General features: G+C 43.4%; 16 protein-coding genes. All 16 read left to right on the top strand.

What is annotated here, in order from left to right:
- The first annotated feature begins 192 nt into the window (after positions 1–192).
- The gene (locus NXV01_RS20340) at positions 193–1,791 is read left to right on the top strand and encodes a HAMP domain-containing sensor histidine kinase (RefSeq protein WP_195650480.1); all 1,599 of its coding nucleotides are present in this window, start codon (positions 193–195) and stop codon (positions 1,789–1,791) included.
- A gap of 135 nt (positions 1,792–1,926) precedes the next feature.
- Entirely contained in the window at positions 1,927–5,082 is a 3,156-nt protein-coding gene (locus NXV01_RS20345) for an ATP-binding protein (RefSeq protein WP_148367603.1), read from the top strand.
- 216 nt (positions 5,083–5,298) lie between these two features.
- Positions 5,299–6,600 carry a Na+/H+ antiporter NhaC family protein gene (locus NXV01_RS20350; RefSeq protein ID WP_148367602.1) on the top strand — a complete coding sequence of 434 codons (1,302 nt, stop codon included), beginning with the start codon at positions 5,299–5,301 and terminating at the stop codon, positions 6,598–6,600.
- A gap of 106 nt (positions 6,601–6,706) precedes the next feature.
- A complete protein-coding gene (locus NXV01_RS20355; RefSeq protein WP_259023140.1) occupies positions 6,707–7,258 on the top strand; it encodes a 30S ribosomal protein S16 in 552 nt (183 codons plus the stop codon).
- Between the two features lie 177 nt (positions 7,259–7,435).
- A complete protein-coding gene (locus tag NXV01_RS20360; protein WP_195650483.1) occupies positions 7,436–8,431 on the top strand; it encodes a GntR family transcriptional regulator in 996 nt (331 codons plus the stop codon).
- Positions 8,432–8,498: 67 nt separating this feature from the next.
- Positions 8,499–10,274 carry an L-fucose isomerase gene (gene fucI, locus NXV01_RS20365; protein WP_259023141.1) on the top strand — a complete coding sequence of 592 codons (1,776 nt, stop codon included), beginning with the start codon at positions 8,499–8,501 and terminating at the stop codon, positions 10,272–10,274.
- Positions 10,275–10,405: 131 nt separating this feature from the next.
- On the top strand, positions 10,406–11,044 hold the full coding sequence (locus NXV01_RS20370) for a class II aldolase/adducin family protein (RefSeq protein ID WP_148367598.1): 639 nt from the start codon (positions 10,406–10,408) through the stop codon (positions 11,042–11,044).
- Between the two features lie 17 nt (positions 11,045–11,061).
- A complete protein-coding gene (locus NXV01_RS20375; protein ID WP_259023142.1) occupies positions 11,062–12,492 on the top strand; it encodes a rhamnulokinase family protein in 1,431 nt (476 codons plus the stop codon).
- Between the two features lie 6 nt (positions 12,493–12,498).
- Complete coding sequence (locus NXV01_RS20380; protein WP_004303848.1) at positions 12,499–12,891, top strand: L-rhamnose mutarotase; 393 nt, start codon at positions 12,499–12,501, stop codon at positions 12,889–12,891.
- A 19-nt stretch (positions 12,892–12,910) separates the two neighbouring features.
- Entirely contained in the window at positions 12,911–14,221 is a 1,311-nt protein-coding gene (gene fucP, locus NXV01_RS20385) for an L-fucose:H+ symporter permease (RefSeq protein WP_195650485.1), read from the top strand.
- A gap of 189 nt (positions 14,222–14,410) precedes the next feature.
- Positions 14,411–14,968 carry an RNA polymerase sigma-70 factor gene (locus NXV01_RS20390; RefSeq protein ID WP_195650486.1) on the top strand — a complete coding sequence of 186 codons (558 nt, stop codon included), beginning with the start codon at positions 14,411–14,413 and terminating at the stop codon, positions 14,966–14,968.
- A gap of 56 nt (positions 14,969–15,024) precedes the next feature.
- Positions 15,025–16,011, top strand: a complete 987-nt coding sequence (locus NXV01_RS20395) for a FecR family protein (RefSeq protein ID WP_195650487.1) — start codon at positions 15,025–15,027, stop codon at positions 16,009–16,011.
- A gap of 196 nt (positions 16,012–16,207) precedes the next feature.
- Entirely contained in the window at positions 16,208–19,558 is a 3,351-nt protein-coding gene (locus tag NXV01_RS20400; RefSeq protein WP_259023143.1) for a SusC/RagA family TonB-linked outer membrane protein, read from the top strand.
- 14 nt (positions 19,559–19,572) lie between these two features.
- Positions 19,573–21,174 (top strand): RagB/SusD family nutrient uptake outer membrane protein, encoded by a 1,602-nt coding sequence (locus NXV01_RS20405; RefSeq protein WP_272225279.1) that lies wholly within the window; start codon positions 19,573–19,575, stop codon positions 21,172–21,174.
- 30 nt (positions 21,175–21,204) lie between these two features.
- Positions 21,205–22,161, top strand: coding sequence for a glycoside hydrolase family 18 (locus tag NXV01_RS20410; RefSeq protein ID WP_229128694.1), 957 nt, complete (start codon positions 21,205–21,207; stop codon positions 22,159–22,161).
- A gap of 95 nt (positions 22,162–22,256) precedes the next feature.
- Complete coding sequence (locus NXV01_RS20415; protein ID WP_229128695.1) at positions 22,257–23,879, top strand: BT_3987 domain-containing protein; 1,623 nt, start codon at positions 22,257–22,259, stop codon at positions 23,877–23,879.
- Positions 23,880–23,887: the final 8 nt, after the last annotated feature.

Below are 23,887 nucleotides of genomic sequence, written 5' to 3' on the forward strand. Positions count from 1 at the left end.
AAAATCCAAGGGAAATATCATTCATTACATTCTCTTTTCGTACCAAGAAAAAGAAAAACGGAACATTACAAAAATCAGAAACAGCATTCATCATTTTTTTAAAGTCCGTATATTAGCAGCTTGAAGATTTGAAAGAGATAAACAGCATACTCCTTTCGAGTTTAAATAACCAAACAAGATGCCTAAAACAATATGATCAGAGAAAGAGAGAATTACCATGCATTTTTACTTCATTTCTTAGAAAGACTGAATAGCTGTGACTCTATTGAGAAAAAAATCACAGAATCACTTACGGATATTTGCGAATACTATGGTTTTAAAAGAGCATTCATTTATCAAACGGACGGATTTCGCTACTTTTATTTAAAGGAAACAATTGGAAATAACGACAATATCCTGCGCCAGCGTTTTGAAATCAGTGAAATGAGCAATCAACACGTTGCCCACGCAAATGGCAAAAGCAAACCTTTTTATGCCTGCAGAACCCAAAACGCTTCCTGGGATGATGTAGACATCATTGATTTTTATAGAGTCAATTCTTTGCTGATCCGGCAAATTCAAGACTCCGAAGGAAAAATCATCGGATTCATCGGATTTGCAGACAGGGAGCATGCAATATCTTTCACCGATGAGGAACTGCAAATAATTCATCTCATTTTAGGATCACTCTCCAAGGAAATAGCAGTGCGTGAATATAAAGAAAGGGAAGTACGGGCAAGCAAGACTTTAAGTAGTATCATGAACAACATGGGAGTTGACATCTATGTAAACTCTTTCGACTCTCATGATATGCTATATGCCAATGAATCCATGGCTGCTCCATACGGAGGAATTGAACATTTTGAAGGAAAAAAATGCTGGCAGGCTCTATATAAAGATAAAACCGGAGAATGTGAGTTTTGCCCGAAGAAACATTTGATAGATGAAAACGGGTTGCCAACTAAAGTTTACTCCTGGGATTATCAACGTCCATTTGACAAATGTTGGTTTCGTGTATTCAGTGCCGCATTTGACTGGATAGACGGACAGATGGCACACGTAATCACCAGTGTCGATATTAACCATCAAAAAACAATAGAGGAAGAACTAAGAATAGCCAAAGAAAAAGCGGAAAACCTGGATCGTTTAAAATCGGCCTTTCTTGCCAATATGAGTCATGAAATCCGCACTCCGTTAAATGCGATTGTCGGCTTTGCCAGTTTACTGGTCGAATCGGATGACAAAAAGGACCGCCAGGATTATGTCGATATCATGCAGGAAAACACAGAACTTCTCTTACAACTGATATCCGATATTCTCGATTTATCCAAAATAGAGGCCGGAACACTCGACTTCACCATGGATCATCTGGACATCAAGAGCTTCTGTGAAGATATAATGCGCAATTATGATATAAAAGAAGATAAGCCCGTCCCCGTTTTGCTGACTCCGGACTTACCTCAATATTATATTTATACAGATAAAAAGCGTTTAATGCAGGTAATCACCAATTTCATAAATAACGCTCTCAAATTTACCAAAGAAGGCCAAATTCTCCTTGAATATCATCATAAAAAAGAAACAGATGAAATAGAGTTCTCCGTCACAGATACGGGTATGGGGATTGCTCCGGATAAAGCAAGTCGGGTCTTCGAACGTTTTGTAAAACTCAATTCTTTTTCAAAAGGCACAGGGTTAGGCCTGTCTATTTGCAGAAGTATTATCGAGCACCTCGGGGGGACTATCGGTGTTGAATCCAAGTTAGGGACCGGTTCCCGTTTCTGGTTCACGCACCCTTATAAAGTCAAATAAGAAGCCCGTCTAAAAAGCGTATAAATTTCTCTCTTTTATTTACTTTTCATGACCAAAGTTTAGTTTAATCCATTTATTATTAATACCTTTGTAATCACATAAACTTAATAAACCATCAAAAAGCATTAAAATTTAATGACAACACACAATCAAATAAAAGCAAATACCTCTTATCTTATAAAACTTTTTTTGTCGTTCTGTTTATTGTTTTCTTTCACCACTCCGAGTCTAGCTCAAAAAGATTCAGTAAACTCTTCCAATTATCTTCTAATTATTAATTCATATACAGAAGCAGCTCCCTGGAGTTTTAGAATGATTTCCGCGATAACCGAATACACTCAAACTCTTCCTCAACTAGCACTCTATACCGAACATATGAATATGCTAATGATGGATGCAGACTCTACTTTAAAAGAGTTCAAACAAACGATCCTGGAAAAATACAGACAACATTCTCCACGAATGCTGATATTGATAGGAAATTCCAGTATGATATTACGGGATGACTTCAGGAAGATGTGGGGGAATGTTCCGATTATACTATGCGCCGAAGAAGATTATATCGGACCGAAAGAGTTTTATCTCCAAAAGAAACCGATTGACGTAACTGCAAGAATCCCAATAGCGGACATAGCCAAACCTTATAATCTAACTTTCTTACATTCTAATTTCTATATTAAAGAGAATATAGAACTAATTTGCCGAATGACTCCCCATATAAAGAATTTCATATTTATCGGTGATGAACGGCAAAACAACCAGACTTACAACACAGTTATTGAGCAAGAATTAGCAAAGGATCATCCGGATATCAATTATCAATTCATATCTCCTCGAAAGATGCGGATTAACCATTTGTTAGACACTCTTTATTCTATTGACCCCCAAATAACAGGAATACTCTTTTCTTCCTGGTTCTACAAACACACATTTGCCGGTAACACTTCGTTGGTTATAAATTCTCACCGGCTAATCCCCACAACATCCGCTCCTTTATTCAGTCTTGGCATGTTGACAATCAAAGACAATACAGGAGGAACAATAGGAGGATACGTCTACGACCAAGATACATACAACAAAAAAATAGTAGAAACAATCCAAGCAATATTAGATGGGAAACAAGCAGCCGAAATTCCTTTTTACGAACCTTCGAATGCCGCCCCTACAATCAATTACAGTGTATTGCTCCGTAAAGGATTATCACCGAATCTATGTCCTTCCAACACAATTTTCTTTAACAAGCCACCTACTTTTTGGGAACAATACGGATATTTCATTTTAGGATCAGTCGTTTGTTTCATACTGCTTGCTCTACTCTTTCAATACCGTATCAATCATCTGAATAAATTAAAGAAGTTACAACAGAAAGAGATTGACACGATGACTTCCTACAAGAATCTGATTAACAATATGCCTATACTTTATATGCAAGAAGAGTTAATTATGAACGAAGAAGGCACGCCAATAGAATTAATATATCGGAATGTAAACTCTCACTTTGAAAAAAACTTCTTCCGCAAAGAAGACGTAATAGGCAAAAAGGCCAGTGAGTTATTCCCTGAATCCATGCCAGAGTTTCTGCATTTCACCAAAATATCACTTACTGAAAACAAAGCCATCACTTTCCCATATTACTTTAAACAGATAGATGCATTCTATGATATAGTCCTGAAAGGTACTCACCACAATAACATTGTCGATATTTTCTGTCTGGACAGTACAGAACTATACAAAGCCCAACAAAAATTGAGTGCTACCAACAACAAGCTTGCAATGGCACTGGACGTAGCCAATATTGTGCCCTGGAAATGGGATTTATTAAGCAAAACTATACTTTGCGACATCAACAAACCCATCGAACTCAGTACAAATGAAAAAGATATAAGTGAAGAACAATTAGCAGTACCCGACTCTCAATATTTCTCTAAAATATTCAAAGAAGACCGCAAACGTGTAGAAAAAGCCTACGAAGATCTGCTAAAAGGACGTTCGGATAAGGTTAGGGAAGAATATCGGGTAGTCAACATACAGAATCACATCCATCGAATAGAATGGGTAGAAGCGCAAGCTGCTGTAGAGACTCGTGATAAAAACGGAAAGCCACTGTCTCTGGTCGGCTCCTCTTTAATCATCACCAAACGAAAAAAGATGGAAATGGAATTGATGACAGCCAGAGACCGGGCAGAAGAATCCAATCGTCTCAAATCAGCTTTCCTCGCAAACATGAGTCATGAAATCCGTACTCCTCTCAATGCTATTGTCGGTTTCTCCAGTATATTAGCATCAACAGACGAAAAAGAAGAAAAGCAGGAGTATGTGAGCATCATTGAAAATAATAACACGCTGTTATTACAATTAATCAGCGATATTCTGGATTTATCAAAGATTGAAGCCGGAACATTGGAATTTCAGTATTCCAACATTGATTTGAATAAGGTGATGAATGAGTTAACAAGCTCATTACAGCTAAAAATTAAATCGGATAAAGTACAGCTAAGCTGTCATCCGACAATGGAAACCTGCTTTATCCATACTGAAAAGAACCGTCTATCGCAGTTACTCATCAATTTGATAAGCAATGCTATCAAATTTACAACCGAGGGGTATATTCGTTTTGGCTATGAACTTCGCGACAAAGAAATTTATTTTTATGTCAGCGATACAGGTTGCGGTATACCCAAAGACAAACAGAAGAGCATTTTCGGACGTTTTGTCAAACTAAACAGCTTTGAACAAGGTACAGGGTTAGGACTTTCTATTTGCCAGACATTAGTAGAGCACATGGGAGGATCTATCGGAGTAAATTCGGAAGAAGGAAAAGGTTCCACATTCTGGTTTACACTACCATATAAAGCCGCAGTGGCTGTAGATGAAGACACTGCAAAGACAGAGCTCCAACCAATAACCATAGAGAAAAACAAGCTTAGCATTCTGATTGCAGAAGATAATGACAGCAACTACAAATTATTTGCATCCATATTAAAGGGAGAATACCAATTGATTCATGCTTGGGATGGACAAGAAGCAGTAGAAATGTTCAATAAGTATAATCCGCAAATCATACTAATGGACATCAATATGCCTGTTATGGACGGCTACGAAGCAACCAAAGAAATCCGGAAATACTCGGCTAAAGTGCCAATTATTGCCATTACCGCCTTTGCCTATGCTTCAGATGAGCAGAAGGTGATAGAAAGTGGGTTCGACGGTTATATGCCTAAGCCTATTAATGCACAACAGTTAAAAGCCCAATTAATAGACATCGTACAAAAGCGCATCATCTTACTGTAAAAGAAATATATCATCTCCTATTTTATTTAAGACCGTGAAAACCATGAAATAGGAGATGATATATTCAAGCCACTCTCTTTAGAAACAATAACATATTCGGGCTTGTTATAAATATGTTACTTTAGCTATTCTTTTTTGCCACTTCCTGCGAAAAACACTACTTTTGCACCGCTATTTCAAATATTTAGAATAAAATAAATACCACAACGTCCATTTATGACTGAAGAAAAAATACATAAAAACCGTCCCGGAAACTGGTGGGCCTTGAGTCCGTTACTCGTATTCCTCTGCCTCTATCTGGTGACGTCCATCCTCGTCAACGACTTTTATAAAGTGCCTATCACTGTGGCCTTTCTCGTCTCTTCTTGTTATGCCATCGCCATTACCCCCGGCTTGAAACTGGACCAGCGTATCTACCAATTCTCAGTAGGAGCTGCCAATAAGAACATCCTCCTGATGATATGGATATTCATTCTTGCCGGAGCTTTTGCACAAAGCGCCAAGCAAATGGGCGCAATCGATGCCACCGTCAATCTGACACTACATATTCTCCCGGATAATCTGCTGCTGGCCGGCATCTTTATTGCTGCCTGTTTCATCTCTTTATCCATCGGAACCAGCGTGGGAACTATTGTCGCCCTCACTCCCGTTGCTGTAGGACTGGCAGAAAAGACGGAGATAGCACTCCCTTTTATGGTGGCTGTCGTAGTCGGTGGTTCTTTTTTCGGAGATAATCTGTCGTTTATTTCAGACACCACCATTGCCTCTACCAAAACCCAGGAATGTGTAATGCGCGACAAATTCCGGGTAAACTCGATGATAGTGGTGCCGGCAGCCATCATCGTGCTGGGTATTTATATATTCCAAGGATTGTCCATTACCGCTCCCACTCAAACACAAACCATTGAATGGCTCAAAGTGATACCTTATATAATAGTATTAGGAACAGCCATTGCCGGAATTAATGTAATGCTCGTACTTATAATAGGTATATTGACTACTGGTATCATCGGCATCGCTACCAGTAGCTTCGGTATATTCGACTGGTTTGGCGCCATGGGGACAGGAATTACAGGCATGGGAGAATTGATTATCATCACTCTGCTGGCCGGAGGTATGCTCGAAACCATCCGTTATAACGGTGGTATTGATTTCATCATCCGGAAACTCACCCGCCATGTCAATGGCAAGAGGGGTGCCGAACTAAGCATTGCCGCCCTGGTGAGCATTGCCAATTTATGCACTGCCAACAACACGATTGCCATTATCACAACCGGACCGATTGCCAAAGATATTGCCATAAAATTCCATCTCGACCGGAGAAAAACAGCCAGTATCCTCGATACTTTCTCCTGCCTGATACAAGGAATTATCCCTTATGGAGCACAGATGCTGATTGCAGCAGGACTTGCCAGCATCTCCCCTATCAGTATCATCGGCAATCTCTATTATCCATTTACAATGGGAGCATGCGCCCTGCTCGCAATCTTGTTCCGCTATCCGAAACGGTATTCGTAAAAAAGAGGAGAAATGTTTGTCAATCAAAAGAAAAGCCGTATCTTTGTGCCCGCTATTACGAGATAATAGCATAATTCAAATCAATCATTAAAAACAATTATTAAAAATGGCAACTAGAATCAGATTGCAGAGACACGGACGTAAAAGTTACGCGTTCTATTCAATTGTAATTGCAGACAGCAGAGCACCACGTGATGGTAAATTTATTGAGAAGATTGGTACTTACAACCCAAATACCAATCCTGCTACAGTAGATTTGAATTTCGACGCTGCATTGGCATGGGTACTGAAAGGTGCACAACCAAGTGACACTGTACGTAACATCCTTTCTCGTGAAGGAGTTTACATGAAGAAACATCTTCTGGGCGGTGTAGCAAAAGGCGCATTCGGAGAAGCAGAAGCTGAAGCTAAATTCGAAGCTTGGAAAAACAACAAACAGTCAGGTTTGGCTACTTTGAAAGCTAAACAGGACGAAGCTAAGAAAGCGGAAGCGAAAGCACGTTTGGAAGCAGAAAAGAAAATCAACGAAGTGAAAGCAAAAGCACTCGCTGAAAAGAAAGCTGCTGAAGCTGCTGAAAAGGCTGCTGCTGAAGCATCTGCAGAAGAAGCTGCAGCTCCGGCTGAAGAAGCTCCTGCAACAGAAGCTGCTGCTGAATAAATTTCAGCAGATTCCGAATAAGAAATTAGGAAAAAGCTATAATCCTCTCCTGTTCACCGGAGGGGATTTTTTTATTACTTTATGCTATAAAACATAGCAAATAATTATTCTCTTTCAGAATAAAATGTCTTTCTTTGCATCAGCATAGTTCAGCACAGTATTACTTATTTTTACAGCATGAAACGAACTGATAAAAAGGCAACATTCGGACAACAGTCGAGCAAGGTTACGCAACTAGCGGACGCACTTAGCCAGGCAATCTCCAGGAAAGAATTTCTTGAAGGAGATTCTTTGCCTTCCATCAATCAGTTGAGTGCTCAATACGGAGTATCACGCGACACCGTTTTCAAAGCTTTCCTTGATTTACGCGAACGAGGGTTGATCGACTCCACTCCCGGAAAAGGATATTACGTGACGAGCCAAGTGACCAATGTTTTATTACTGCTCGACCAATACACTCCTTTCAAAGAAGCATTATACAATAGTTTCGTCAAGCATCTGCCTATTAATTATAAGGTAGATTTATTGTTTCATCAATACAACGAACGGTTATTTAACACCATCATCCGGGAATCCATAGGAAAATACAACAAATACATCGTGATGAATTTCGATAACGAGAAATTCAGCACAGCTCTCAATAAAATTAATCCCACCAAATTGCTACTTCTTGATTTCGGCAAATTCGAAAAAGAGAAGTATTCATATATCTGTCAAGATTTCGACGAATCTTTCTATCAGGCATTGCATTTGCTCAGGGAAAGGCTGAAAAACTATCACCAACTTGTTTTTCTGTTTCCGAAAAGCCTGAAGCACCCTCAAAGCAGCAAGGAATATTTCACCCGTTTCTGTCAGGAACAGGGATTCCTCTGTGAGGTTCAGGAGGATATCGAGAATCTGACAATATGCAAGGGAGTTGCCTACATTGCTATCAAGCAACAAGATGTGGTAAAGGTAGTGAAACAAGGCAGATTGGAAGGGCTGAAATGCGGAAAAGATTTCGGCTTGTTGGCATACAATGATATTCCTTCTTACGAAGTGATTGACGAAGGAATAACCTCATTGAGTATTGACTGGGAAATGATGGGAAACGAAGCTGCTAATTTCGTTCTTAATAATGTAACGGTACAAAAGTTCTTGCCGACAGAAGTAAGACTTCGAAAGTCGCTTTAATTTTTTTTACAATATAATCAGCACAGTTCAGCACAGATATTAATTAATCCTTTAATAGATAGAAACCATGAAAAAGTATCCGAAAATCGGGATTCGTCCCACAATCGATGGTCGCCAAGGTGGCGTTCGCGAAAGTCTTGAAGAAAAAACAATGAATCTGGCAAAGGCAGTAGCCGAATTAATCAGCAGTAATCTGAAAAACGGCGACGGCAGCCCGGTAGAATGTGTTATTGCCGATAGCACTATCGGACGCGTAGCCGAAAGTGCCGCCTGTGCGGAAAAGTTTGAAAGAGAAGGAGTAGGCTCTACCATTACCGTCACTTCCTGCTGGTGCTATGGTGCGGAAACAATGGACATGAATCCTCATTATCCGAAAGCTGTTTGGGGATTTAACGGTACAGAACGTCCGGGAGCTGTATATTTGGCAGCGGTATTGGCAGGACATGCACAAAAAGGACTTCCTGCATTCGGTATCTACGGACGTGATGTTCAGGATCTGGACGATAATACAATCCCTGAAGATGTATCGGAAAAGATTCTTCGTTTTGCACGCGCTGCACAGGCAGTAGCTACCATGAGAGGCAAATCTTACCTGTCAATGGGTAGTGTATCCATGGGTATCGCCGGTTCTATCGTTAATCCTGATTTCTTCCAGGAATATCTGGGAATGCGCAATGAATCAATAGACCTCACAGAAATCATCCGCCGGATGGATGAAGGTATCTATGACCACGAAGAATACGCCAAAGCAATGGAGTGGACTGAAAAACATTGCAAGACCAACGAAGGTGAAGACTTCAAGAACCGTCCTGAAAAGCGTAAAACCCGTGAGCAGAAAGATGCAGACTGGGAGTTCATCGTAAAAATGACAATTATCATGCGCGACCTGATGACCGGAAATCCCAAACTGAAAGAAATGGGATTCAAGGAAGAAGCTTTGGGACACAATGCCATTGCAGCCGGTTTCCAAGGACAACGCCAATGGACAGACTTTTATCCTAACGGTGACTATCCGGAAGCTTTACTCAATACTTCTTTCGACTGGAACGGCATCCGTGAAGCATTTGTGGTAGCTACCGAAAATGACGCTTGCAACGGTGTAGCCATGCTGTTCGGACATCTATTGACCAACCGCGCACAAATATTCTCCGACGTACGTACATACTGGAGCCCTGAAGCTGTAAAACGTGTAACCGGCAAAGAGTTGAGCGGTGCAGCAGCCAACGGTATCATCCACCTTATCAATTCAGGTGCAACAACTCTCGACGGTTCCGGCCAATCAGTAGACGCAGAAGGTAATCCGGTTATGAAAGAACCCTGGAACCTGACGGACGCTGATGTAGAGAACTGTCTCAAAGCAACAACCTGGTATCCGGCAGACCGTGATTACTTCCGTGGTGGTGGTTTCTCGTCCAACTTCCTGTCAAAAGGTGGAATGCCTGTAACCATGATGCGTCTGAACCTGATTAAAGGCTTAGGCCCTGTCCTGCAAATTGCAGAAGGATGGACAGTTGAAATCGATCCGGAAATCCATCAGAAACTCAATATGCGTACAGACCCGACATGGCCTACCACTTGGTTTGTACCCCGCCTGTGCGACAAACCGGCTTTCAAAGATGTATATTCAGTTATGAATAACTGGGGAGCCAATCATGGAGCCATCAGCTACGGCCATATCGGTCAAGACTTAATCACGCTTGCTTCCATGCTCCGCATCCCGGTATGTATGCATAATGTGGAAGAAGACCGGATGTTCCGCCCGGCCGCTTGGAATGCCTTCGGCATGGACAAAGAAGGAGCAGACTACAGAGCTTGTGCAACTTACGGCCCGATCTATAAATAAACAAGTTTTTTTCGTCCTGTATAAATAAATATTTTAACTTTGCCGTTCGTAGGGGGCGGGCTACCTTCTCCTGGTATACCCAATAAATATCGGAACAGCCTCTCCCCTACAACGACTTAAATAAGAACACTATGATTACTAACGAACATATTGAACAATTCATTGCACAAGCACACCGTTACGGGGATGCAAAATTAATGCTTTGCAGCAGCGGTAACCTTTCTTGGAGAATCGGTGAAGAAGCATTGATTTCCGGTACGGGTTCTTGGGTTCCCACACTTGGCAAAGAAAAAGTTTCGATCTGCAATATTGCCAGCGGCACTCCTTCCAATGGCGTAAAACCTTCTATGGAAAGCACATTCCATTTAGGTATTCTCCGCGAACGTCCGGACGTCAATGTCGTTCTCCATTTCCAATCGGAATATGCCACTGCTGTCTCCTGCATGAAAAACAAGCCGGCAAACTTCAACGTAACAGCAGAAATTCCTTGCCATGTAGGTTCGGAAATACCGGTGATTCCATATTATCGTCCGGGCTCACCGGAACTGGCGAAAGCCGTAGTAGAAGCCATGCAAAAGCATAACTCGGTTTTACTGACTAACCACGGGCAAGTGGTATGCGGAAAAGATTTCGATCAAGTATACGAACGGGCTACCTTCTTCGAAATGGCTTGCCGCATCATCGTTCAATCCGGTGGTGATTATTCTGTGCTCACACCGGCAGAAATTGAAGATTTGGAAATTTACGTATTAGGAAAGAAAAGCAACTAGCATCCGGGCACATTACCATGAAAGATACCATCAAACACACTTATTTAGCAGCAGACTTCGGAGGCGGCAGCGGACGGATCATCGCCGGCTTCCTTTTCAACGGTAAGTTGGAATTGGAAGAGGTATACCGCTTCTCCAACCGACAGGTCAAACTTGGCAATCATGTTTACTGGGACTTCCCGTCTCTATTCGAAGATATGAAAACCGGACTAAAACTGGCTGCACAAAAAGGATATGCCGTAAGAGGTATTGGTATTGATACTTGGGGAGTGGATTTCGGACTGATTGACAAGCATGGAAACCTGTTAGGAAATCCTGTCTGTTACCGGGATGCGAGAACAGAGGGAATGCCGGCAGAAGTATTCAAGTTTATAGATGAACACCGACATTATGCCGAGACCGGTATCCAGGTGATGCCTATCAATACACTGTTTCAACTTTACAGCATGAAACAGAATCAAGATATACAGTTGGAAGTCGCCCGGCAACTTCTATTCATGCCCGATCTCTTCAGTTACTTCCTGACAGGAGTAGCCAATAATGAATATTGCATCGCTTCCACCTCCGAATTACTGGACGCCAAATCACGGAACTGGTCACTCAATACCATACACGCCTTAGGTCTTCCCGAACATCTGTTCGGCAAGATTATTCTTCCCGGAACAATCAGGGGCACACTAAAAGAGGATATCGCACGCGAAACCGGACTGGGTGCCGTAGACGTTATTGCCGTAGGTTCACACGATACAGCCAGTGCCGTAGCCGCAGTTCCTGCCACAGAAAGCCCCATCGCTTTCCTTAGTTCCGGCACTTGGTCGCTACTGGGAGTTGAAGTGGACGAACCTATACTGACGGAAGAAGCAAGAAAAGCTCAATTCACCAATGAAGGAGGTGTTGACGGCAAGATCCGTTTCCTCCAGAATATAACAGGATTATGGATTCTGCAACGCTTGATGAATGAGTGGAAAGTATGTGGTGAGGAACAAGATTATAATATAATCATCCCGCAGGCTGCCAAAGCCAAGATTGATACAATCATCCCTGTAGACGACGCCACATTCATGAATCCGGAAAATATGGAAAACGCGCTTATTCATTATTGCCGGAGTCATGCTTTGCAAGTTCCCCAAAGCAAAGCAGAGACTGTACGATGTGTACTCCAGTCATTAGCTTTCAAATATCGTCAGGCTGTGGAACAGCTCAACCGTTGTCTCCCCGCTCCGATCCGTCAGTTAAATATCATCGGCGGAGGGTCACAAAATAAGTTACTCAACCAACTGACAGCTGACGAACTCGGCATTCCTGTTTATGCAGGTCCGGTGGAAGCTACTGCAATGGGAAACATTCTGACGCAGGCAATGGCTAAAGGAGAAATTGCCGATCTTCGTGAATTGCGAGAAATTGTCACTCGCAGCGTTACACCACAAGTATATTACCCTAAAAAATAAAAGTATATGGAAACATCCAAAACCGGTTATCAGGTTCAATCTTATGACGTTCCCGTCAAACGATATTGCCAAACCCTTGATTTACGCAATTCTCCGGAACTAATCGCCGAATATCGGAAAAGACATAGCCAAGCGGAAGCATGGCCGGAAATCCTTGCCGGTATCCGGGAAGTTGGCATCCTGGAAATGGAAATTTATATTCTGGGAACACGACTGTTTATGATTGTCGAAACTCCCCTTGATTTTGACTGGGACACAGCTATGGAACGCCTGAACACCCTTCCCCGCCAACAGGAGTGGGAAGAATATATGGCTATCTTCCAACAAGCCGCACCCGGAATGAGTTCCGCAGAGAAATGGAAACCGATGGAAAGAATGTTCCATTTGTATAATACTTAAAAAAATACCAGAAACAACCATGAAACACACCAAGCAGTCCATCCTTTCGAAAGATGGCATCAGTTATCTTATACCTTTTATTCTCATTACCTCCTGTTTTGCGTTATGGGGATTTGCCAATGACATTACCAATCCGATGGTAAAGGCATTCTCTAAAATCTTCCGGATGAGTGCCACCGATGGAGCATTGGTACAAGTTGCCTTCTATGGAGGGTACTTTGCAATGGCTTTTCCGGCTGCCATCTTCATCCGCAAATATTCCTACAAAGCAGGTGTTTTGTTAGGACTGGGTATGTATGCTTTCGGAGCATTCTTATTCTTCCCCGCCAAAATGACGGGTGAGTATTATCCGTTTCTGATTGCTTATTTCATTCTGACCTGCGGATTGTCTTTCCTCGAAACAAGCTGTAATCCGTATATTCTTTCCATGGGAACGGAAGAAACGGCTACCCGGCGTTTGAATCTTGCACAGTCTTTCAACCCGATGGGGTCGCTTCTCGGAATGTATGTAGCCATGCAGTTCATTCAAGCGAAATTGCATCCGATGTGTACCGAAGACCGCGCATTGCTTAACGACAGCGAATTTCAGGCGATCAAAGAGAGTGACCTTAGTGTCCTGATCGCTCCTTATCTCATCATCGGACTGGTTATCGTTGCCATGCTGCTATTGATACGATTCGTCAAAATGCCTAAAAACGGAGATCAGAATCACAAAATAGACTTCTTCCCTACACTCAAACGCATTTTCAAGGAAACACGTTATCGTGAAGGTGTGATAGCCCAGTTCTTTTATGTGGGAGCACAAATCATGTGCTGGACGTTCATCATTCAGTATGGAACACGACTGTTTATGTCACAAGGCATGGACGAAAAAAGTGCAGAAGTGTTATCACAACAATATAATATCGTGGCAATGGTTATTTTTTGTATCAGCCGCTTTATCTGTACCTTTATCCTGCGCTATCTCAATGCCGGAAAGTTACTGATGATTCTTGCTATCTTCGGAGGTATTTTTACATTAGGTACCATCTTCCTGCAGAATATCCTCGGTTTATATTGCCTTGTGGCAGTTTCAGCATGTATGTCGTTGATGTTCCCCACCATTTATGGCATCGCACTGAAAGGCATGGGAGACGACGCCAAGTTCGGAGCCGCCGGTCTCATCATGGCTATTCTGGGTGGTTCCATTCTCCCTCCGCTACAAGCAAGCATTATTGATCTGAAAGAAGTCGGCTGGTTGCCCGCTGTCAACGCTTCATTCGTTCTTCCGTTTATTTGCTTCCTTGTAATTATCGGCTATGGCTACCGTACAGTGAAAAGAAACTGGTAAAATACAGACTAAAAAATAGTGACGCTATCCCGATAAGATACCGTCACTATCCAACACTTATAGTGACACCATCCCACCCGGATAGCGTCACTATTTTATTTTCTTTTTTTATAAAGAATTCTTTTTTTCTTCGTATCTTAATTTATTTGTTTAAATTTGTCAATCAATTTCCAACAATTTGTTAATTCGATGACCGAAAGCCGAGATGACATACTCCTAGCACACGAATTTGAGACGATATTTACCGGATATTATTCAGCGGTGAAATATTTCGCCTTCATGCTACTAAAATCCGAAGCGGATGCGGAAGACATCACCCAAGATGTTTTCACCAAATTATGGACGCAACCTCAAATATGGTCGGATCGGGATAGCACAGAGATATCCAATTATATCTTTGCCATGACCAAACACATCACTATCAACTTCATCAAACATAAAAGAATAGTAGAAGAATATCAGGAAAGCGTGATCGAAAAAAGCCTCATCGAAGAACTTTTCCAAACAGATAACACACTCGAACCTATCTATTATAAAGAAGCAGAGCTATTGGTACGTCTGGTTCTGAGCCGTCTTCCGGAACGTCGTAGAGAAATCTTCGTACTAAGCCGTCTTAGAAATATGAGCAATCAAGAGATTGCCGAAAAACTGAATATTTCCGTCCGCACAGTAGAACATCAAATCTACCGAACCATGCTGGAATTAAAAAAGATTATTTTTATTGCATTTTTTTTCTATTTCGTGTAAGTAGTTCATCCGCTTCAAGTGTGCTATTTATATAACACCAATAATAAATAGCATAAATGAAAAATTATTTCCAGAAAATATTGACCTTATTCACTAGAAGCGAATATCCGAAATCTACTCAACAAGAATTTTACAGATGGTTGGTAGACAAAGAACATACTTCCGAAAAAGAAGATGCATTACTTACTCTCTGGCAGGAAGCTCTTCAACAAAAGATTGTATCTAATACACACCAATCATACGAGCAATTAAGAAAGAATGCGAATATTCCTTCCATACGGAAAGAACGCAGGATTCGTCCGGTTCATATCTGGCAGGCAGTCGCCGCCGTCTTTTTCCTTTTGGCAGCTTCTTCCATCTATCTCTCTACAATAGGAAAAGATGCAACCCCTGACTTGCTGCAACAATACATCCCGACAGCAGAAACACGGACTCTTATCCTGCCCGATGGAACCGAAGTGCAACTGAACTCACAAAGTACGCTCTTATATCCGCAGGAATTCACAGGCAAAGACCGTAGTGTATTTCTTCTTGGTGAAGCCAATTTCAAAGTCAAGCCTGACAAAAAACACCCGTTTATCGTCAAATCCAACGACTTTCAAGTTACAGCATTAGGTACAGAGTTTAATGTGTCAGCTTATCCGGAAAATGCGATAACCGCTGCAACCCTGATTTCGGGAAGCGTACTTGTGGAATATAATAATCTGAACTCACAAGTCATTTTAAGCCCTAACGAGCAATTGGCGTACAACAGGCATACACGCTTCCATTGTCTGAACAACCCCGACATGATGGATGTGACAGCCTGGCAACGTGGTGAGCTAGTATTCAGAGAAATGAATATCCAAGACATAATAACGATACTCGAACGCAAATATCCGTACACATTCGAGTACCAGCTCAAAAATATAAAAGAAGACAAATATAGTTTCCGGTTCAAAGAACAGGCCACATTATCAGAAGTGATGGACGTTATAGTAAATGTTGTCGGTCAAATGGACTATAAAATAAAAGGAAAACGCTGTTATTTGATTCCCAAGTAACAGATGACCTGAAAAAACAGCAAACAGTAAAAATATACAATATAGAACAAACCTTTTTAACCCTTTACAGACATGCAAAAAAGTATCCGGAACAGAGCCCGAACTCTATCCCGGATATGAAATCAAGATTCTCAATATTAGAGTTCTACTCTTAATTACCGTGAAATAAATTAGTTAATAACCTAATACTAAGAAAATGCTACAAATTTATGAATTTATAGTAAACCAAACAGCAAAGGGAAGAAGTTTTATTCTTTTTTTCTGCATGTTATTGATGCAGACCCCCTCCTTTGCGCAAAACAGTGCCAAAATTACCATTCAAAAGAAAAATATATCTATTATTGAGGCACTTAAAGAAGTTGAAAGACAATCCGACTTGTCTGTCGGATACAATGATTCCCAGTTGAAAGACAAGCCCGTCTTAAATCTTAACCTAAGAGCTGTCACATTAGAGAACGCCCTTTCACAAATCCTTAAAGGGAGCGGATTCACTTACCTGTTCAAGGGGAAATATATTATGATTATTCCGGACAACAAGCCTAAAGAAATTCCTGCAAAGAAAGTAACAGGAAAAGTCGTTGACGAGAGCAATGAACCTTTGATCGGAGTAAACATCAAGGTGGAAGGAAGTTCCGAAGGAGCTATCACCGATATAGATGGTAATTTCACAATTACCGCTTCTCCAGGCAGTACATTAAGTTTCACTTATATAGGATATGCATCTCAAAATGTGAAAATAACAGATAGAAACATCTATGACGTAAAATTACTGAGCGACACCAAGCAATTAAGTGAAGTAGTAGTAACAGCCCTCGGCATCAAGCGCGAACAGAAGGCATTAAGTTATAATGTACAGCAGGTAAAATCAGACGAATTAACTCAAATCAAAGACGCGAACTTCGTTAATAGCCTGAACGGTAAAGTAGCGGGTGTCACAATCAATTCAAGTTCATCCGGTGTGGGTGGTGCCAGTAAAGTGGTGATGCGTGGAACGAAGTCCATTGAGCAGAGCAGCAATGCACTGTATGTGATCGACGGTATCCCGATGTTTAATTTCGGCGGTGGTGGCGGTACGGAATTCGATTCAAAAGGTGCTACGGAAGGTATCGCCGACATCAATCCCGAAGACATCGAAAGCATTTCCGTACTGACAGGTGCGGCAGCGGCAGCCCTCTACGGTAGCAACGCAGCCAATGGAGCTATTGTTGTCACCACCAAAAAAGGAAAAGTAGGAAAGCTACAGGCAAGCGTGTCCACCGGCATCGACTGGATGAATCCATTCGTAATGCCTAAATTCCAGAATCGCTACGGAACAGGAAGCTATGGCAAAGCAAACGGCTCTACAACTCTCAGTTGGGGACCGAAGCTGAACGAAGCGAGCCGTATGGGGTACGAACCCACTGATTTTTTCGAGACGGGAGCAGTATATTCCAACTCCGTCAACTTGTCTGCCGGAACGGAAAAGAACCAGACCTTCTTCTCCGCAGCAGCGACTAATTCCGACAGAATGGTTCCCAACAATAGGTATAACAGATATAATTTTACTTTCCGCAACACGACCAGTTTCCTTAACGACAAGATGAAGCTCGATGTAGGAGCCAGTTACATCATCCAGAATGACCGCAACATGGTTAATCAGGGTGTATACTCCAACCCTTTGGTATCGACTTACCTGTTCCCTCGAAGCGATGACTTCTCATTGGTGAAGATTTTTGAACGCTGGAGCGACGCGCGCAAGATCAACTTACCTTACTGGCCACAGGGCGAAGGTAACCTCCGTATGCAGAATCCGTATTGGATTTCATACCGCAATCTCCACGAGAACAACAAGAAGCGTTATATGATGTCCGCCGGACTGACTTACGATGTACTGGATTGGCTGAACCTGTCGGGGCGTATCCGTATCGACAACTCCAATAATACATACGAGCAGAAACTTTATGCCGGAACCATCGCCACGCTGACCGACGGCAACCAGGGGCATTATACAATTGCTAAGAATGAAACGAGCCAAACGTACGCCGACTTTTTGGTGAATATCAACAAACGTATCAAAGACTTCACCCTCGTAGCCAACATCGGTACCAGTTTGAGCAACAATGCCAGCAGTACCTTTAGTTACGGTGGACCGATACAAGAGAACGGAATCCCGAACGTATTCAACGTGTTCGACCTCGACAATGTGAAAAAACGTGCCGTTCAGGAAGCGTGGAGAGACGTAACGTATTCCATCTTCGCCAACGTGGAAGTAGGTTGGAAAAGTATGCTCTACCTCACCCTGACAGGACGTAACGACTGGGCTTCACAAATTCACGGCACCACAGACCCTTCCTTCTTCTATCCATCGGTAGGTCTGTCGGCAGTAATCACCGAAATGGTGAAATTGCCCGAATGGGTCAGCTACCTGAAAGTGCGCGGTTCATACAGTTCTGTGGGTTCTCCTTACCCCCGCTACCTGACCATACCGACTTTTCCGTATGACGCCACACTGCAACAGTGGAAAGAGAAATCCATCTACCCCATCGGCACACTTTATCCCGAACGCACCAATTCTTGGGAAGTAGGCTTGGACGCAACGCTGTTCCGTGACTTCAAAATAAGCGCTTCCTTCTATTACGCCAACACGCACAACCAAACGTTCGACCCGCAGATTACGGTATCTTCCGGTTACGACAAGCTGTATGTGCAGACCGGTTCCGTGCGCAATGTGGGCGTGGAAGCTATGTTAGGCTATGCACACACTTGGAGCGGCTTCAACTGGGACACCAGCTTCACCATTTCCAGCAACCAGAACACGCTGACCGAACTGGTAAGAAACTACGTGCATCCCGAAACCGGAGAAATCATCAACAAAGACCGGCTTCCGCTGAAGACGTCTGACGGACGCGGATTGGCACAGGCTGAGTTCATCTTGAAAGAAGGTGGTTCGCTAGGCGACCTTTACACCCGCTCCGACGTGGTGCGCGACGACAAGGGAAAAGTCCAGATAGACGCCACCGGCAACGTCTCCAAAGTGGGTAACCTGAACGACATCAAACTGGGAAGCGTATTCCCGAAAGCTAATCTGGCATGGAACAACTCCTTCTCTTACAAAGGCATTAACGTGGGATTCCTTATTTCCGCCCGCATCGGTGGTATCGCATATTCAGCTACACAGGCCGCTATGGATGAGTACGGAGTTTCCGAAAGAACCGCTGCCGCCCGTGATGCCGGTGGAGTGCTCGTCAACGGCCGTACGATGGTAGACGCACAAAAGTGGTTTGAGGTCATCGCCGGTTCCAGCGGATTGCCACAGTACTATACATACAGCGCAACGAATGTCCGCCTTCAGGAAGCGCGCATCGGTTATACCATCCCCCGCCGCTGGATAGGCAACGTATGCGACATCAATGTATCACTTGTAGGCCGCAATCTTTGGATGATATACAATAAAGCGCCGTTCGACCCCGAAAGCGTAGCCTCTACCGGCAACTTCTACCAGGGTATCGACTACTTCATGATGCCGAGCAGCCGCAACATCGGGTTCAACATTAAGCTTAACTTCTAAAAACGATGAATAGCATGAAATACATAAAACAGTTCAATCTGACAATGATATCAATTGCCACGCTGCTTATTTTTAGTAGTTGCATGGACAATGATATCAATCGAAACCCTTTTGAAACCACTGAGGAAGAGATGGGGAGAGACAACTATAACGTAGGTTCCAAATTAAAAACACTTGAAGGTCAGGTGATCCCCACGCAGGAACATTTGTATCAATTTATGGAAGCCATGTGCGGTGGTGCTTATGGTGGATATTTTAGTGACACGCACACCGGATGGATTGAAAAATTTTCAACATATAATCCCAAGTCGGATTGGTTGGAAGGAGCCTTTTCCACCATCTTCACCAACACCTATCCTAACTACCGCAATCTGATGAAACTGAATGACGTGCCCGTTCCGCAAGCCATCGCCAAAGTGCTGCGAGTGGCGATCATGCAACGCACTACCGACATGTTCGGACCCATCCCCTACAGCAAGATAGTGGTGGAAGGAGAAGCCGCTGCATTGAGTGCTCCCTACGACTCGCAGGATGTTATCTACAAGCAGATGTTCAAGGAACTGGATGAAGCCGACCAAGCATTTGAGGACAACCTCACACTCGACCCCGATGCCCTGAAGAAGCTTGACGACGTCTATTACGGAAACGTGGAGCAATGGCGCAAATACCTCCATTCTCTGCAACTTCGCATGGCGATGCGTCTCTGCTACGTGCCAGAGATGAAAGAAGAAGTGCAACGGATAGCCGAAGCGGCAGTGAAGGCGGGTGTGATTACTGACAATGCCGACAACGCCCTATTTCACGTAGCCGAAAACCGTTCTGCCCTCTGTTTCAACACTTGGAACGACTATCGGATTGGTGCCGACATTCTATGCTACATGAACGGTTATCAGGATTCTCGCCGCGAAAAATACTTCACCATGGGTAAAGGCAACGGCAAAACAGACGGCACCGCCGGCAGTAAAGAAGGCTATTACGGTATCCGCATCGGCACACTACCGACAGGCGTGACCGACGACCAACTGAAAAGCGTCTACTCCAACCGCCTCATGACCGCCACCGACCCTTACACCTGGATGACCGCCGCCGAAGTGGCATTCCTCCGTGCCGAAGGCGCATTGCGGGGATGGGCAATGGGTGGAGAGGCCAAAGACCTCTATGAGCAAGGCATAGCCCTCTCCTTTGCCCAACACGGAGCATCGGGAGCCGAAGCTTACGCTGCCGACAACAGCATGGTGCCAGCAGCCTATGCCGATCCGCTGGGCAAATACGACACCAGTGCCCCATCCAACATCAAAATCGCGTGGAACACGGACAGCAAGGAAGATCATTTTGAAGAAAACCTCGAACGCATCATCACCCAGAAGTGGATTGCCATTTACCCGCTGGGCATCGAAGCATGGAGTGAACGCCGCCGCACGGGTTATCCCAAAATGCTCCCCATCGTTGACAATAAGAGCTCATATTCCGAACTTACTAACATCGGAATACGTCGCCTGCAATACCCTGCCAGTGAATACAGCCTCAACGGAGGACACGTGGAAGAAGCCGCACAGATGCTGGGAGGAGACCAAATAAATATTCGCCTCTGGTGGGATTGCAAACCGAATAATTAATAAAAGTAAAACCTTGAAAAACAAAAAGATATGAAACACAGCTATTTGAGATCCAATTTAATGGCTTGTCTCCTGACAATCGCAATAGCCGGAGGATATCTGTTTACGTCTTGTGAAGACTGGACAGATCCGGAAGAGGTGGACTACACCATCCAAGGCCCGGACAAGCAAAATCCCGAACTCTGGGCACGTTATATGGAATCGCTTCGCATCTACAAGCTCGAACGCGAACACTACATCACATACGCGAGCTTCAACAACGGCGTTGAGCCTTCAAAGAACGAAGGCAACTATCTCCGTTCCCTGCCCGATTCACTGGACTTTGTTACGTTGGCAAACTCTGAGAACATCACCGCTGCCGACCGTGAGGATATCCCCGGACTACAAGAGAAAAGTACCCGCGTGCTCTACCACGTAGATTATGCCAAGAAAATGACGGAACTTCCCGATGACGCCGCTTTGGGCGCATGGTTGGACAAAGCGGTAGCCACTGTTGCAGAGTTAAACATGGATGGTTTCGCTTTCAGCGGCATACCACTTTATGGTGGTACGGATACTGAACAGGCTGCACGCAAAGCGTCCGCACGGTTAATTGTCTCCAAACTATCCGCCACAGGAAAAGCACTCGTTTTTGAAGGGGATCCCACCTTTGTAGACGCTGCCGACATGGAGAAACTGAACTACGTAGTGCTCAACACCGCCGACATAGAGAGAGCCGTGGCATTGAAACTGCTTGTGGCAAATACACTGGAGACGCATACAACGCTATCAAAAAAGCAACTGATACTAGCCACCAAGATGAACGGCAAGTTAGCGGACGAAAACGGAACATGGCATAACGCCGTGCTCGAAATACCTAACCGTGTAGTTGGCTTGGGTCCTTTGGGAGGAATGGCAATATACTCCATAGGTGAAGATTATTATCAACCTGAAAAGAATTACCATACTTGCCGGACGGCTATACAGACGATGAATCCATCCATGTAGACGAAAGTAAGAGGATGGAAATTATGGAATATTAGTTTGCAGGAAACCGAAACTAATGATAAAAAACAATGCATAAATACTATAAAATCAATCTTATGAATAACTCATTCAAATACTTCGCCCTTTCCATGTTGTTGGTAGCATTGACGGGATGCACCGCAGGAGATATCACACAAATCGGAGGTGTGCTGCCTGACGAAACACCTATGAATAGCATGGGAGGACAGCTATACAGTGGAAAGACTCTTTCCCACATGATTACCGTGGGCATGTATGAAGACGATGGCGCAGCCACCGAAGAAATAGTTTACGCACTAACCAAGCCCGCTACAACGACCGTTACAGTAAAAGTTGTTCCATCACCGGAACTCGTAGCGAAATACAACAGTGACAACAGCACCGAAATGAAAGAATTTCCTGTCACCAATGTGACCTTTGAGGACGGCGGTTCACTCACCATACCCACTGGAAAGAAAGTATCCGAAAATATTAGTGTCACCCTTTCTCCCGAAGGACTGGAAGCTGGAACGCTCTACCTGTTGGCAATTACGCTCGAACGGGACTTTGCAGGTATAGAAGTGCAAGCTGCCAAACAAGTGATTTATTACAGAATAAGCTTCCGGGAAAAGATAACGACATGCACACCTGGCTACGAACCAATACCAATCCCACCGATGATGCCCGGTCTGACTTCAGTATTTTATGTAAATACAGAAACGTATCAGCCTTTGATCGCCAACGCATGGAGTGTCAAAGCGGAAGGTTCAACCATGCCTGCACCAATATATAACATGGGGAATATTGTAAACCTCAAAAAAGCAACAATAGACTATGACGCTACCAGTGGACGTGCTTTGTTCAGCTTGGGTAGCGACCTGTCTTACGTATTGGAACATAGAGATAAATACATCCGCCATCTCCAGGAGTATGACCACAAAGTATGCATTTGTATTGAAAATGGTGGCAAAGGAATAGGCTTTTGCAGCATGACCAACACACAGATAACCGATTTCGTCAGTCAAGTGAAAGCTACGGTAAATCGTTATCAACTAGATGGCGTAAACCTATTGGATGATGACAGTAAATACGGCAAAGCAGGAACACCGGCAATGAACACCACTTCATACCCCATGCTGATCAAGACATTGCGTGAAGCCTTACCCGGCAAATTGCTCACATTGGTAGATAAAGGAGACGCTACGGAATATTTCTACGACATCAACAAATGTGGAGGCATCGAAGTAGGCAAACACATTGATTATGCATGGCACGGCTACGTTTCGCCAACGGAAGACTTGCAAGCCATCACTCCCAACCCGGAAGGTACACAGGTTTATAGTAAATACACGCGAAAACCCATTGCCGGATTGGATGAAAAATGTTACGGTAGTGTAAATGTACCTCTGTATTCTAGCACTGATATAAAACATAGAGACCAGGCAGCAGAGACAATAGCTAAATGGAAATCCGCAGGATATAAAAAAAGCAATATTATAGTTTATGGAAATGATCTCATCGGTAATGAGTATGGTGGCTATGAAACAGCAGTTGGTATAATGTTAGGCACATATAGCCTTCTTCCATTCATGGATGACGGTGATAGTTGGGATTTTAATAGAGACGAAGTAATATGGGGAGATGTATTGTATGATGGAAAAGCTTTGGACAATAGGATAAATGGAGGTCCTGAAAACAATCCTTATAGGAAAGACTGGTAAATAAAGAT

This window comes from Bacteroides sp. BFG-606 (genome assembly GCF_024788145.1).
GTDB lineage: Bacteria > Bacteroidota > Bacteroidia > Bacteroidales > Bacteroidaceae > Bacteroides > Bacteroides vicugnae.

Coding starts and splice junctions, on each gene's coding strand:
- NXV01_RS20340 (WP_195650480.1), top strand. CDS start 193: ATGATCAGAGAAAGAGAGAATTACCATGCATTTTTACTTCATTTCTTA.
- NXV01_RS20345 (WP_148367603.1), top strand. CDS start 1,927: ATGACAACACACAATCAAATAAAAGCAAATACCTCTTATCTTATAAAA.
- NXV01_RS20350 (WP_148367602.1), top strand. CDS start 5,299: ATGACTGAAGAAAAAATACATAAAAACCGTCCCGGAAACTGGTGGGCC.
- NXV01_RS20355 (WP_259023140.1), top strand. CDS start 6,707: ATGGCAACTAGAATCAGATTGCAGAGACACGGACGTAAAAGTTACGCG.
- NXV01_RS20360 (WP_195650483.1), top strand. CDS start 7,436: ATGAAACGAACTGATAAAAAGGCAACATTCGGACAACAGTCGAGCAAG.
- fucI (WP_259023141.1), top strand. CDS start 8,499: ATGAAAAAGTATCCGAAAATCGGGATTCGTCCCACAATCGATGGTCGC.
- NXV01_RS20370 (WP_148367598.1), top strand. CDS start 10,406: ATGATTACTAACGAACATATTGAACAATTCATTGCACAAGCACACCGT.
- NXV01_RS20375 (WP_259023142.1), top strand. CDS start 11,062: ATGAAAGATACCATCAAACACACTTATTTAGCAGCAGACTTCGGAGGC.
- NXV01_RS20380 (WP_004303848.1), top strand. CDS start 12,499: ATGGAAACATCCAAAACCGGTTATCAGGTTCAATCTTATGACGTTCCC.
- fucP (WP_195650485.1), top strand. CDS start 12,911: ATGAAACACACCAAGCAGTCCATCCTTTCGAAAGATGGCATCAGTTAT.
- NXV01_RS20390 (WP_195650486.1), top strand. CDS start 14,411: ATGACCGAAAGCCGAGATGACATACTCCTAGCACACGAATTTGAGACG.
- NXV01_RS20395 (WP_195650487.1), top strand. CDS start 15,025: ATGAAAAATTATTTCCAGAAAATATTGACCTTATTCACTAGAAGCGAA.
- NXV01_RS20400 (WP_259023143.1), top strand. CDS start 16,208: ATGCTACAAATTTATGAATTTATAGTAAACCAAACAGCAAAGGGAAGA.
- NXV01_RS20405 (WP_272225279.1), top strand. CDS start 19,573: ATGAAATACATAAAACAGTTCAATCTGACAATGATATCAATTGCCACG.
- NXV01_RS20410 (WP_229128694.1), top strand. CDS start 21,205: ATGAAACACAGCTATTTGAGATCCAATTTAATGGCTTGTCTCCTGACA.
- NXV01_RS20415 (WP_229128695.1), top strand. CDS start 22,257: ATGAATAACTCATTCAAATACTTCGCCCTTTCCATGTTGTTGGTAGCA.